Origin of the sequence: Phyllobacterium sp. 0TCS1.6A (genome assembly GCF_026420825.1) — a bacterium.
In the GTDB taxonomy this organism is placed as follows: domain Bacteria; phylum Pseudomonadota; class Alphaproteobacteria; order Rhizobiales; family Rhizobiaceae; genus Phyllobacterium.
Genome location: NZ_JAPMAB010000009.1, coordinates 1 through 13,302 on the forward strand (window position 1 = coordinate 1; position 13,302 = coordinate 13,302).

10 protein-coding genes and 1 pseudogene are annotated in these 13,302 nt (G+C 61.5%); 2 read left to right on the plus strand and 9 right to left on the minus strand.

Annotation, left to right across the window (positions count from 1 at the left end; all coding sequences use genetic code 11):
- Positions 1–574 precede the first annotated feature (574 nt).
- The 3 genes from OSJ75_RS17770 to OSJ75_RS17780 form a co-directional block, all read right to left on the minus strand.
- Positions 575–1,336: an ABC transporter permease gene (locus OSJ75_RS17770; RefSeq protein ID WP_267228956.1), complete on the minus strand. Its 762-nt coding sequence runs from the start codon at positions 1,334–1,336 to the stop codon at positions 575–577.
- Positions 1,333–2,259, minus strand: a complete 927-nt coding sequence (locus OSJ75_RS17775; protein WP_250019587.1) for an ABC transporter ATP-binding protein — start codon at positions 2,257–2,259, stop codon at positions 1,333–1,335. Before OSJ75_RS17775 ends, OSJ75_RS17770 begins: the two co-directional genes overlap by 4 nt.
- A gap of 165 nt (positions 2,260–2,424) precedes the next feature.
- Positions 2,425–3,645 carry an MFS transporter gene (locus tag OSJ75_RS17780; protein WP_250019586.1) on the minus strand — a complete coding sequence of 407 codons (1,221 nt, stop codon included), beginning with the start codon at positions 3,643–3,645 and terminating at the stop codon, positions 2,425–2,427.
- A 111-nt stretch (positions 3,646–3,756) separates the two neighbouring features.
- Here OSJ75_RS17780 and OSJ75_RS22935 point away from each other — a divergent pair.
- Positions 3,757–4,580 (plus strand): annotated as a pseudogene (locus OSJ75_RS22935) (AraC family transcriptional regulator).
- Here OSJ75_RS22935 and metH read toward each other — a convergent pair.
- The 6 genes from metH to hemP form a co-directional block, all read right to left on the minus strand.
- Positions 4,565–8,332, minus strand: coding sequence for a methionine synthase (gene metH, locus OSJ75_RS17790; protein WP_267228957.1), 3,768 nt, complete (start codon positions 8,330–8,332; stop codon positions 4,565–4,567). The pseudogene OSJ75_RS22935 and the gene metH overlap by 16 nt on opposite strands.
- A gap of 148 nt (positions 8,333–8,480) precedes the next feature.
- Positions 8,481–9,272, minus strand: coding sequence for a heme ABC transporter ATP-binding protein (locus OSJ75_RS17795; protein ID WP_267228958.1), 792 nt, complete (start codon positions 9,270–9,272; stop codon positions 8,481–8,483).
- 2 nt (positions 9,273–9,274) lie between these two features.
- Positions 9,275–10,372, minus strand: coding sequence for a FecCD family ABC transporter permease (locus OSJ75_RS17800; protein ID WP_267228959.1), 1,098 nt, complete (start codon positions 10,370–10,372; stop codon positions 9,275–9,277).
- A gap of 26 nt (positions 10,373–10,398) precedes the next feature.
- Positions 10,399–11,292, minus strand: coding sequence for a heme/hemin ABC transporter substrate-binding protein (locus tag OSJ75_RS17805; RefSeq protein ID WP_267228960.1), 894 nt, complete (start codon positions 11,290–11,292; stop codon positions 10,399–10,401).
- 10 nt (positions 11,293–11,302) lie between these two features.
- Entirely contained in the window at positions 11,303–12,358 is a 1,056-nt protein-coding gene (locus OSJ75_RS17810; RefSeq protein WP_267228961.1) for a hemin-degrading factor, read from the minus strand.
- A gap of 24 nt (positions 12,359–12,382) precedes the next feature.
- Complete coding sequence (gene hemP / locus OSJ75_RS17815) at positions 12,383–12,538, minus strand: hemin uptake protein HemP (RefSeq protein ID WP_250019599.1); 156 nt, start codon at positions 12,536–12,538, stop codon at positions 12,383–12,385.
- A gap of 280 nt (positions 12,539–12,818) precedes the next feature.
- Here hemP and OSJ75_RS17820 point away from each other — a divergent pair, with 280 nt between their 5' ends.
- On the plus strand, positions 12,819–13,241 hold the full coding sequence (locus tag OSJ75_RS17820) for a hypothetical protein (RefSeq protein ID WP_267228962.1): 423 nt from the start codon (positions 12,819–12,821) through the stop codon (positions 13,239–13,241).
- Positions 13,242–13,302 lie beyond the last annotated feature (61 nt).

Sequence of the window (13,302 nt, forward strand, 5' to 3'; positions counted from 1 at the left end):
CTTCCGACCATCCGGCAACGCCACCCTTTCCCAGCTTGTCGAAACAGCACCGGAAGCTGCTCCCCCACTGGAAAGGATTTGTACAGAATACCCCGGTTTCAAACAGGTGGGATAAGTTTCCACTTATCCCACCAGAGGGGACGGGCGTTGCATTACTGTTGTGGGGTCCTTCAACAAGCTCAGGATGAGGATGATTGATTTTATTGCAGAAAAGCAGGGAGCCCAGGTTGGAAACCTTGCAGAATTATCCCCCTGCCAAACACCCAATTCCCTCATCCTGAGCCTGTCGAAGGGCGCAGCAACGCTTGTGCAATCTCTTTTTTTTTGGTCGCATCAAGATCGTGCGTGCTTCGTGGTTCGACTAGCCATGAGGGGCTCAGCATGAGGGAGGTGGGGAGGTTACGGTAGGGTTGGGAGCTTGGGTTTGAAACCTTGCAGAACTGGAACCCTGCAAAACTATACTCTCCCTCATCCTGAGCCCCTCATGGTGAACTCGAACCACGAAGCACGACCAACGTTTATGCGATCGCATTTTTGAGCATGAGAAAGAGTGCGCCCCGAATCCCTGGCTACCCTAGCTTTTCAGCCGGTATCCCGTCTTGAAGATCCAGCGCAGGACCAGCATGCAGCCGAGGAGGAAGAGCGCCGTCATGGCGAGGCTCGTGCCGATATGGACGTCGGCGAGGCCGTAGAAGCTCCAGCGGAAACCGCTGATCAGGTAGACGACCGGATTGAGCAGCGTGACGTTCTGCCAGAAGGGCGGCAGCATGTCGATCGAGTAGAAGCTGCCGCCAAGGAAGGTCAGCGGCGTGACGATCATCAACGGCACCAGCTGCAGCTTTTCGAAGCCGTCGGCCCATATGCCGATGATGAAGCCGAACAGGCTGAACGTCACCGCCGTCAGCACCAGATAGAGCAGCATCACGAATGGATGTTCGATCCGAAGCGGCACGAACAGCGCCGCGGTGGCGAGGATGATCAGGCCGAGGATGATGGATTTGGTCGCCGCCGCCCCGACATAGGCGATGACGATCTCCACATAGGAGACGGGCGCCGACAGAACCTCATAGATCGTGCCGACGAATTTCGGGAAATAGATGCCGAAGGAGGCGTTCGATATGCTCTGCGTCAGCAGCGACAGCATGATCAGACCGGGCACGATGAAGGCGCCATAGCTCACGCCGCTGATCTCGGGGATGCGGCCGCCGATGGCCGAGCCGAACACGACGAAATAGAGGCTGGTGGAGAGCACCGGCGAAATCACGCTCTGCATGATCGTCCGCCATGTGCGGTGCATTTCAAAGAGATAGATGGCTTTTATGGCGTAGAGATTCATTGCCGTTCCCTCACCAGGCTCACGAAGATTTCCTCCAGCGAGCTTTCCTTGGTCTGTATGTCGTTGAAGCGCACGCCGGCCTGGTCGAGATCCTTCAGCAGAGCGGTGATGCCGGTGCGTTCCTTCTGGGTGTCGTAGGTGTAGACGAGCTCCCGCCCGCCGGCGGCAAGCTCCAGCCCGTATTTCTCAAGGTTGCCGGGTATGGATTCATGCGGCTGGGCCAGTTGCAGGCGCAGCTGCTTCTTGCCGAGCGAGCGCATCAGCGCGTCCTTCTCTTCCACCAATATGATCTCGCCGCGATTGATGACGCCGATGCGGTCGGCCATCTGCTGGGCTTCCTCGATGTAATGGGTCGTCAGGATGATGGTGACGCCGGATTCACGCAAGGCGCGGACGACGTTCCACATGTCGCGCCGCAACTCGACGTCGACGCCGGCCGTCGGCTCGTCGAGAAAGAGGATTTCCGGTTCGTGCGACAAGGCCTTGGCAATCATCACGCGCCGCTTCATGCCGCCCGAAAGCGTCATGAGCTTGCTGTCCTTCTTGTCCCAGAGCGAAAGCTCCTTCAATATCTTCTCGATATGCGCCGGATTGGCCGGCTTGCCGAAAAGCCCGCGGCTGAAGCTCACCGTCGCCCAGACGCTCTCGAAGGCGTCGGTGGTCAGTTCCTGCGGAACGAGGCCGATCTTGCTGCGGGCCGCCCTGTATTCCTTGATGATGTCGTGACCATCGGCAAGAACCAGGCCGGAGGTCGGGTTGACGATGCCGCAGATGATGCTGATCAGCGTCGTCTTGCCGGCGCCATTGGGGCCAAGCAGGGCGAATATCTCGCCGCGCTCTATATCGAGATTGATGTTCTTCAGCGCCTGAAAACCGGACTCGTAGGTCTTGTTCAGGCTGTTCACGGAAATGGCAGAGGACATGATGATACTCGGGAGAGTGAGAAGAGAGCCGCGCACTACCGGATAGCGGACGGGCCTGTCGGCCCGGCCCCCATGGAATGCTGTTCCTTATATGGGTATCACCGTAGAAATACAAACCACCCCGCTGACAATTGCTGCCAGCGGGGTGGTTGAAAAGCGCCCGGTTCAGGCCCGTGCCGTTTCGCCGCGAACCTCTTTCATGCCCGGCAGGAAGATCGTCAGCAGGCCAAGGAACGGCAGATAGGAGCAGACGGCATAGACGAAATCGATGCCCTTGTTGTCTGCGACGACACCCAGCACCGCCGCCGCGATCCCGGCCATGCCGAAGGCGAAGCCGAAGAATATCCCGGCGATGGTGCCGACCCTTCCCGGCACCAGTTCCTGTGCGAAGACGACGATCGCCGGGAATGCCGAGGAGAGGATGAAGCCGATGATGACGGTCAGGACGCCGGTCCAGAACAGGTTGGCATAGGGCATGACCAGCGTGAAGGGCAGCACGCCGAGGATCGAGAACCAGATGACGGCCTTGGTGCCGATCTTGTCGCCGATCGGTCCGCCGAGCACGGTGCCGACCGCCGCTGCGCCGAGGAAGAGAAACAGCAGCATCTGCGATTCCTGCACCGTCACGCCGAATTTGTGGATGACGTAGAACGTATAGTAGCTCGAAATGCTCGCCAGATAGATGTTCTTGGTGAAAACCAGCAGGGCCAGGATGACCAGCGAGATCACCACCTTTCGGCGCGGCAGCCGCAGGGCACGGCTTGCCGCCGGCCTGTTGGCATTTGCCGCACGATAGCGCTGGTACCAATTGCCGACGAGATAGAGGATGATCATGCCGACCAGTGCCGCGGCGGAGAACCAGGCGATGCTCTGCTGTCCGCGCGGCAGGACGATGAACGCCGCCAGCAGCGGGCCGAGCGCCGTGCCGAAATTGCCGCCGACCTGGAAGAAGGACTGGGCAAGGCCGTGGCGCCCGCCGGATGCCATGCGCGCCACCCGCGACGATTCCGGATGGAATATGGAGGAGCCGATGCCTATCATGGCCGCGCCCAGCAGCAGCATGTAGTAATGCGCGGCGACGGAGAGGATGGCGAGGCCAGCAAGCGAGAACGCCATGCCGACCGGCAGCGAATAGGGCATCGGCCGCTTGTCGGTATAGGCGCCCACCACCGGCTGCAGAAGCGACGCGGTGACCTGGAACGTCAGCGTCAGCAGGCCGATCTGCTTGAAGTTCAGCCCGTAATTGTCCTTGAGCATCGGATAGATGGCAGCAAGCAGCGACTGCATCATGTCATTGAGCAAATGGCAGAAGCTGACGGCGAAAATAACGGCGAATACCGTTGTTTCAGCGGAATCCCGCTGTCTCTGAATGGTGGTATCAGTCATGGCGTTTCCATTGGACATGGGCGCCGCGCTTGCGGGCCTGAGCGCTACTGATATACAACTTGCAGTACACCTGCTTTCGTGGTTTGGTCCATTTATTACGCGAGTGGGCCAATGCAGCACTATAGAACCCATAAACCGCCGGAGATCAAGGAGACCGACCCCGGCCGCCTGCATCGCATGCGCGTCGACTGGCTCAATGCCGCCGATGGCGACGTCTTCGCCCTCGCCTGCATCTACCCCTCCGGCTGCCACATTCCGGAACATCATCACAGCCAGTCGCAATTGTTGCATGCGCTGACCGGCGTCGCGATGGTCACCACCAAATTCGGCCGCTGGATGGTGCCGCCGCACCATGCGCGCCGGCGGGCACGCGCCATGCGGTCGACATGCTCGGCGAAGTGTCGATGCACTCGATCTATGCCCGGCCGGAAGCGATCGAGGGGCTGAAGCAGCATCTGCATGTGGTCGGACTGACGCCATTGATGGACAGCCTCATCCGCGAGGCGGTGAACATCTCCCCCGCCGACCAGGCCGACGACCGGACGAACTATCTGATGGGGCTGTTGCTGCACGAGATCCGCAACCTGCCGGAGCGGCCGCTCGGCCTGCCCTTCCCGCAGGAACGACGGTTGGCCGCGCTATGCCGGAGCTTCGTCAACATGCCCTCGCCGCACACGGATATCGATGCGTGGGCGGAAAGGCTGAGCATCAGCCGGCGCACATTCACGCGCCTGTTCAGGCGGGAGACGGGCCTCAGCCTGTCGACCTGGCGCCAGCAGGCGCTGCTGCTATCGGCCCTGCCCCGCCTGACGCGCGGCGAGCCGATAACGACTGTCGCGCTCGATCTCGGCTATAACAGCGTTCCGGCGTTCACGACCATGTTCAAGCGCATGCTTGGCGTTCCGCCGCGCCATTATCTTCATTCCGCCGCCTGAAGCTTCGGGCCCGGCACGTAGTTGAGGATCGGCCCGAGCCAGCGCTCGACATCCTCGACCGGCATTGCCTTGCGGGCGGCATAATCCTCCACCTGGTCGCGCTCGACCTTGGCGACGCCGAAATAATAGGCTTCCGGATGGGCGATATACAGTCCGGAAACGGACGATCCCGGCCACATCGCATAGCTTTCCGTCAGTTCGACATTGATCTTGTTCCTGGCATCCAGCAGGCGGAACAGCGTGTCCTTCTCCGTATGATCCGGCTGCGCCGGATAGCCCGGCGCCGGCCGTATTCCCGCGTAGGGTTCGCCGATAAGCTCTTCTGGCGCGAAATTCTCGTCGGGCGCGTGGCCCCAGAATTCCTTGCGCACGCGCTCGTGCATGAGCTCGGCAAAGGCCTCGGCAAAGCGATCGGCCAGTGCCTTGACCAGGATCGACGAGTAATCGTCATTGGCGCGCTCGAACCGCTCGGCAATGGCGATTTCCTCGATGCCGGCAGTGACGACGAAGGCGCCGACATGATCCTTCGCCCCGCTATCGCAGGGAGCGACGAAATCGGCGAGGGCCACATTCGGCCTGCCATCCCGCTTCGACAGCTGCTGGCGCAGCGTATAGAAGGTGGCAAGCTCCTGCTGTCGTTCCGGATCGGCAAAAAGCTGGATATCGTCGCCGCGCGAGCCCGCCGGCCAGAAGCCGATGACCGCCTTCGGATTGAACCATTTCTCGTCGATGATCTTGGCGACCATGGCCTGCGCGTCGTCGAACAATTGCCGCGCCGCCGCGCCCTGCTTTTCGTCGTCGAGGATCGCCGGATAGCGCCCTTTCATCTCCCAGGTCTGGAAGAATGGCGTCCAGTCGATATAGCGGGCGATCTCGCGCAGGTCGTAATCCTGGAAAACGCGGGTGCCGATGAATTGCGGCGTGGCGGGACGATAGGACGACCAGTCGATCCGGTGCGCATTCGCCCTCGCCTTGGCGAGAGGCAGCCGCTGCTTGTCCGTCTCGTTGCGGGCATGGGCCTCCGCCACCTTGGCATATTCGCGCTGCACGCCTTCGATGAAGGCTGGCTTGGCCTGTTTCGACAACAGGTTGGAAACGACGCCGACCGCCCGGCTGGCATCGGTCACATAGACCGCCTGGCCGCGATTGTAGCGCGGGCTGATCTTGACCGCGGTATGGACCCTGCTCGTGGTGGCACCGCCGATCAGAAGCGGCAGGTCGAAGCCTTCGCGCTCCATCTCGGATGCGACGTGCACCATTTCGTCGAGCGACGGCGTGATCAGTCCGGAGAGACCGATAATATCGACCTTTTCGTCGCGCGCCGTCTGCAATATCTTCGATACGGGCACCATCACGCCGAGGTCGATGATCTCGTAATTGTTGCAGGCGAGCACGACGCCGACGATGTTCTTGCCGATATCGTGGACATCGCCCTTCACCGTCGCCATCAGCACCTTGCCGGCGCTTTCGCGTTCCGTATTGCCCGCGGCGGCCTTCTCCGCCTCCATATGGGGCAGCAGCAGCGCCACCGCCTGCTTCATGACGCGGGCGGATTTCACCACCTGCGGCAGGAACATCTTGCCGGCGCCGAACAGATCGCCGACGACGTTCATGCCGGCCATCAGCGGCCCCTCGATGACATGCAGCGGCCGCTCGGCGGCCAGCCGCGCTTCCTCGGTGTCTGCCTCGATGAATTCGGTTATTCCGTTGACCAGCGCGTGCTCGATGCGCTTTTCGACGCTCCATTCGCGCCAGGCCAGGTCCCGCTCGCGCGCTTCCTTGCCGACGGCGCCCTTGTAGCGCTCGGCGAGATCGAGCAGCCGCTCGGTCGCATCGTCGCGGCGGTTGAGGACGACATCCTCGCAGGCCTCGCGCAGTTCGGGATCGATCGTCTCGTAGACGGCGAGCTGGCCGGCATTGACGATGCCCATGTCCATGCCCGCCTGGATGGCGTGATAGAGGAACACCGCGTGCATGGCCTCGCGCACCGGCTCGTTGCCGCGGAACGAGAACGACAGGTTCGAAATGCCGCCGGAAATGTGCACATGCGGCAATGCCTGCGTGATCTTGCGCGTGGCCTCGATGAAAGCGACGCCGTAGCCGCTATGTTCCTCGATGCCGGTGGCGACGGCGAAGACATTGGGATCGAAGACGATGTCTTCCGGCGGGAAACCCGCCTCCTTCACGAGCAATTCATAGGCGCGGCTGCAGATATCCACCTTGCGCTCCAGCGTATCCGCCTGCCCGGCCTCGTCGAACGCCATGACGACGACGGCCGCGCCATAGGCCCGCACCTTGCGCGCATGATCGATGAAGGCCTGCTCTCCCTCCTTCATGGAGATGGAATTGACCAGCGGCTTGCCCTGGACGCATTTCAGTCCCGCCTCGATGACGTCCCATTTGGACGAATCGATCATCACCGGCACCCGCGCGATATCGGGCTCGGCAGCGATGAGGTTGAGGAATTCGACCATGGCCTTTTCGCTGTCGATGAGGCCTTCGTCCATGTTGATGTCGATGATCTGCGCCCCGTTGGCGACCTGGTCGCGGGCAACGTCCAGCGCCGCCGCGAAATCGCCCGCCGTGATCAGCTTGCGGAATTTCGCCGAGCCGGTGATGTTCGTGCGCTCGCCTACATTGACGAAGGGTATGTCCTTGGTCAGCGTGAAGGGTTCGAGGCCCGAAAGCCGCATCAGCCGCGGGGACGTATCGACCTGGCGCGGCTTGTGGCGTCCGACCGCCGCGGAAATCGCCCTGATATGTTCCGGTGTCGAGCCGCAGCAGCCACCGACGATGTTGAGCAGGCCATCGCGCGCGAAACCTTCGAGCTGCGCCGCCATTTCCTCCGGGCTTTCGTCATATTGCCCGAATTCATTGGGAAGGCCGGCATTCGGATAGGCGCAGACGAAACTGTCGGCCACGCCGGCGATCTCGGCCAGATGGTCACGCATGGCATTTGCGCCGAGGGCACAGTTCAAGCCGATGGAGAATGGATTTGCGTGCCGGACCGAATACCAGAACGCTGTGGGTGTCTGGCCGGAAAGCGTTCGGCCGGAAAGATCCGTGATCGTGCCTGAAATCATCACCGGCAGGGTTATCGCCTTCTCGGCGAAGACCTCATTGGTGGCAAAGATGGCAGCCTTGGCGTTCAGCGTGTCGAAGATTGTCTCGATAAGGATGATGTCGGCGCCGCCATCGATCAGGCCGCGCACCTGTTCGGCATAGGCCGTTCGAAGATCGTCGAAGGTCACGGCGCGATAGCCGGGATTGTTGACGTCAGGCGAGATGGACGCCGTGCGGTTCGTCGGGCCAAGCGCGCCGGCAACGAAGCGCCGCCGCCCGTCCTTCTGTTGCGCCTTGATTGCCGCCCGTCGCGCCAGGCGTGCGCCGTCGCGGTTGAGCTCGTAGACGACCTCCTCCATCGAATAATCGGCCTGCGCGATGGTGGTGGAGGAAAATGTATTGGTCTCGAGAATATCGGCGCCCGCCATGGCATAGGCGTAGTGGATGTCTTCGATGGCCTGCGGCTGGGTCAGGATGAGAAGATCATTGTTACCCTGCAGATGACAGGAGCAATCGGAAAAGCGGTCGCCGCGGAAATCGTCCTCCTTCAGGCCAAGATTCTGGATCTGGGTGCCCATGGCGCCATCCAGTATCAGAATACGCTCCCGGGCCGCTTCATTCAGGGCGGCAAATACTTCCGAGCCGTCCCTTGGTGCCCCCAGGGGACCGAATAGATCATCCAATGCCATTATCCGTACGCCTCACGCTCGATCGATTGCGTAATGTTCACATAAAGATATCTTTATGTCAACAAATCAGGCCTGCTTGCGCCATGAAATGTCGCATCCATTCCTGCGCATGAACAGGCGCCATGCCCGGTCGGCAACGGGTGAACGGTCAGAGAATGGCGGATTGCGGCAGGATGAATGGGCGCTGGTCGGTCGGCAGGGTGCTGACCTTCAGATTGCAGTCATAGACACGGCGGATTCGCGCATCGGTCAGCGCTTCCGTCGGTGTGCCGACGCAATCCACCCTGCCATCATTCATGACGATGACGCGATCCGCATACATCGACGTCAGGTTGAGATCGTGCAGGATGGCGATAACGCCGCCGCCCTCCGACGCGAAGGTGCGGGCGATGTCCATGATGATAAGCTGGTGCTTGATGTCCAGGCTGGAGACCGGCTCGTCGAGAAACAGGAAGCGCGGCTGCCGGTCGAGCACCGGTCGCCAGACCTGACACAGGACACGCGCAAGCTGGACGCGCTGCTGTTCGCCGCCCGACAATTCCTGGTAGAACCTGCCGCCGAAGCCGGTCAGATCGACGCGTTCCAGCGCCTTCTCCGGCAGCCGCGCCAGTTCGTGCTCGGCGGCGCCGCTTCGCCCGCCGGTGAGGCCGAGCTTGACGATTTCACGGACCGTGAACGGGAACGCCAGATTGGTCGATTGCGGCAATATCGCCCGCATTGCAGCCATCTGCCAGGTTTTCAACGTTTCGAGCCGGTGGCCGTTCAGCGTGATCCTGCCGTCATAGCGCAGATCGCCGGCAAGGGCGCGCATCAGCGTGGTCTTGCCGGACCCGTTCGGACCGACAATGGCCGTCACTTCGCCGGCATTGGCTTCGAAGCTCGCATCCTGCACGATGCGGCGGCTGCCGATGAAAACCGAAATATCCGAAACGACGATCATCTTCAAAGATCCACGATGCCGCGCCGGCGCAGCAATATCCAGAGGAACACCGGCGCGCCGACGGCGGCGGTGATGATGCCGATGGGCAGTTCGGCGGGGGCGACGATCGTGCGCGAGACCGCATCCGCCAGAAGCAGCAGGATGGCGCCGAGCATCGCCGCTGCCGGAAGCAGATAGCGATGATCCGGGCCTATGACGAGCCGCAATATATGCGGAACGACGACGCCGACGAAGCCGATCGTGCCGCTCACCGCCACGGATGCACCCGTGGCCGCCGCCACCGTGACGATAGCGATGCGCTTGAAACGTTGAACCGGTATGCCGAGATGGTTCGCAGCCGCCTCGCCCAGCGCCATTCCGTTCAGCCCGCGGGCGAGAAAGGGCGAGACGAGCAGCGCTACCGCGATGAACGGACCCGATGCCAGGATCTTCGACCAGCTCGCCCCTGCGAGCGAGCCGAGGAGCCAGAAGTTCAGGTCGCGCAACTGCCTGTCATCGGCGATATAGGTGAGCATGCCCATATAGGCGGTGGCCATGGCGCCGAGCGCGATACCCGCCAGGAGCATCGTTGCGATCGACGTCTGCCCCCGCCGTGTCGCCACGCCGTAAAGAATGAGCGTGAACAGCAGCGAGCAGGCAAACGCCGCGATCGGCAGGGAGAAAGTGCCGAGAAACAGAACGACGGGCGCAAACAGCGTATTGCCGAGAACGATGACGCTCAGTGCGCCGAGGCCGGCGCCCGACGAAACGCCGACAATGCCGGGATCGGCCAGCGGATTGCGGAACAGCCCCTGCATCACCGCGCCGGAAACGGCCAGCGCCGCGCCTATCAGCGAGGCGAGGACAACCCGTGGCAGCCGGATATCCCAAATGATGATGCGGTCGCGCACCGACAGCGCTCTGGCAATGCCGGACGTGTCGAAAAAGGAGGCGATTACCGAAGTGACGGAAGCATCCGACGCACCGGACGCCAGGCTGACAAGCACGATGACGACCAGGGCGACGAAAAGCACGATCAGCGACAGGCGCGCGATGACCGCCCGGTCTCCCTCGGCGGAGCTTGCAAGTACCCGCCGCCTCCAGTCAACGGCAGGTTTCATTACCATCTCGCTCATTGGCCCGGTTGTCATTGGCCCGGTTGTGACTTGTAGAACGCATTGTAAAGGTCGCGAACGGCATTGGCGGTCCTCGGGCCGAAGCCCAGCATATATTGCCCACCCAGGCGGACTATCCTTTTGTCACGCCCGGCAGGCGTCGCCGCCAGCGCCTTGTTCGCCAGCAGTTCGGCATTGTCCGCCTTGTGATCGCCGCCGCTCCGGTCCATCGCCAGGATGACGTCGGGATTGGCCATGATGATGCTTTCATCATTCAGCGGCTTGTAGCCCGAAAATCCCGTAACCGCATTCTGCGCGCCGGCAAGCTTGAGAATGCCATCGGCCGCGGTGCCGCTGCCCGCACCCATGATCTTGCCGCCCTTGGAGCTCAGCACGAAGAGAACGCGCTTCGGCGTGGTGACCTTTTTCGCATCCGCCTGCGCCTCTTCGAGTTCGGCCTCCGTGCGCCGGGCCAGTTGCTCGGCCTTCTCGTCCACGCCGAGCGCCCTGCCGACGATGCGGATCTTTTCCACCAGGCTTTCCGCCGTATATTTCTCCGGCACGAAGACGAAGGGAACGCTGGCCTTGCGCAGCACGTCCACGGCTTCCCGCGGGCCGCTGCCCTCGACCGCGATGATCGCGGTTGGATTTATGGACAGGACGCCCTCCGGCGAGAGCGCACGCATATAGCCGACATCGGGCAATGCGTTCGCGGCGGCGGGATAGGTGCTCGTGCTGTCACGCCCGACGAGCCGCTTCTCCTCGCCGAGTGCAAAGACGATCTCCGTTATCGAATCGCCGATCGAGACCACCCTGCTCGTGTCGGGTATCGCGCCTTCGATCTCCCTGGCGGCAACGGGGGCCGCAACGCAAGCGATGAAAAAGATTGCGGTCAGAAGCCCGGCGACAATGCTGTTTCTTCGCATCGCCGGCCCCTTACGCCGCATTGCGCATGAGGCGCGGCAATTGCTCGGCGATATTGCGCCAATCTTCCCTCTCGGCATTGCCTTCGACACGCTTGCCGAAGAACTGGATGATCATCTCGCCATCGGCGTCATAGGCTTCCACCGAGGTCAGCGGGCCGTCCTTCGTCGGGCGGCGCACAGCCCATACTTCAGCGATATGGTCGGTGCGAAGATGCATGTGGAACGTCTCGTCGAGAATATTCGCCCACGGCCCCATCAGCTTGATGTTCTCGATCGGTCCGCCATGGATCTGGATGCAGCCGCGATTGCCGATGAAGCACATGATCGGCACCTTGGCCTCGGCCACCTGCTCCAGCATCGTCGTCGCGGATCCGGTGTCGAGCTGCCAGGCATAGTCCTCGCCGATCGCCTGGATCGCCTGGTGCCTCGTCAGTTCGAGCGCACGGAGAATGCCGACGAACTCATGGACGTCCTTCATCTGGTTCCAGCGGGCGCGAAGGTTCTCGACGTCGCTTTCGGCGATCTCGCGAGTCTTCACCTCGGTCTTCGGCAGCGCCTGCAATTCCACTTCCTGCGATTGGTCCGCGAGGCGCAGCTTGGCCACCAGCGCCTCATAGGCTTCGAGATTGGAGGCCGGGCGCAGATGGATCTTGTGGACGGCCTCGCCTGCCGCATCGAAGAACTGCAGGCTCCGGCGGATCGTCTCGCCATCGGTCTTTTCCACGGCGAAACCATGAACCCACTGCTTGTGGAATATGCGCAGGTCGATCTGCTCGCCGAGCAGGAGAACGGCGGCCTTGCCGGCTATTGGCTTGTCGTAGACACCGATCTTCTCATGCACCGCGCTTTCATTGCGCGTCAGCGCCATGACCTCGCCGAGCCCTTCGAGGTCCATCAGGAACTCCTCGATCCTGGCGCTGATCCGCGTCGACGAGATGCCGCAGTAGGCCGCCACGAATTCGGCCTCCGAGATGCCGAGCTGCTGCGCCAGATCGCGCTCCCGCATGGTGGGATTGTCGGTTCTCGCCTGCCGGATCGCCTGTGGCGTAGCTCTGTCTGCGTTCATCGTCTTTTCTGCCTGTGTGAGGGATTATTTGTTGAGGATCAGTTTGCCCTGGCGCGTGATCTTTAATCTGTAGAGGGAGCCGGCGTGTTCGATACCCACCTCGCTGGAGCCATCGAAAAGAATATCGCTGCCGAAAACGCGGATGTCCTGCTTGGCGGGGCGGTGCAGTGCAGTCCGCATGGGAGTAGCCTCCGGCAGCCGGACTTGCAGATCGATGATTTGGCGTCGTGACATGGCACCTGTCTCTTCATATGCGGCGTTCTTTCGCCCGCACTTGAATTTTTCCTTGGCGAATAACTTGACTAGATTATTCACCTTATTACTCAATACAAAGAAGAGTGAATTAGTCAAGTTATTCGCCCCGAAATTCGGCATCTGCACCACCCCGGGTGGTATGCCCAACGTCACAGGATGAAGCGCAATGGATTTATCGAGGTTCGCAGCAGGAATTGGCCGGAGCATGACCGCTGCAATGGCCATGTCCTTGCTTGCTGCGACAGGGTCGGCGTCGGGGCAAGAGATTTCCTCCCCGGCGCCTGCCCTGACATTGGAGCTCAATGCTCTGCAGCCGTCCGAAAAGGGATGCAGGCTGACCTTCGTCGTGACCAACAAGCTGGGCGGAACGCTCGACAAGGCGGCGTTCGAGGTCGCGCTTTTCAATGAGGCGCAGGTGGTCGATCGCATCACGCTCCTCGACTTCAAGGACCTGCCAGACGGCAAGACCAAGGTCCGGCGCTTCGACCTCGGCGAGGTGGATTGCGCCAAGGTGTCCCGCGTGCTGATCAACGATTCGACGGAATGCTCCGGCCAGGGCATCGACCCCAAGGCCTGCATCCGCCAGTTGCAGCCGGCGTCGAAATCCGGAATCCAGTTCGGCAGCTGAACTCAACGCCGGACAAGAAAAAGGCCCCGTTCGAGGGGGCCTTCTTCGTTTTTGGCACCAT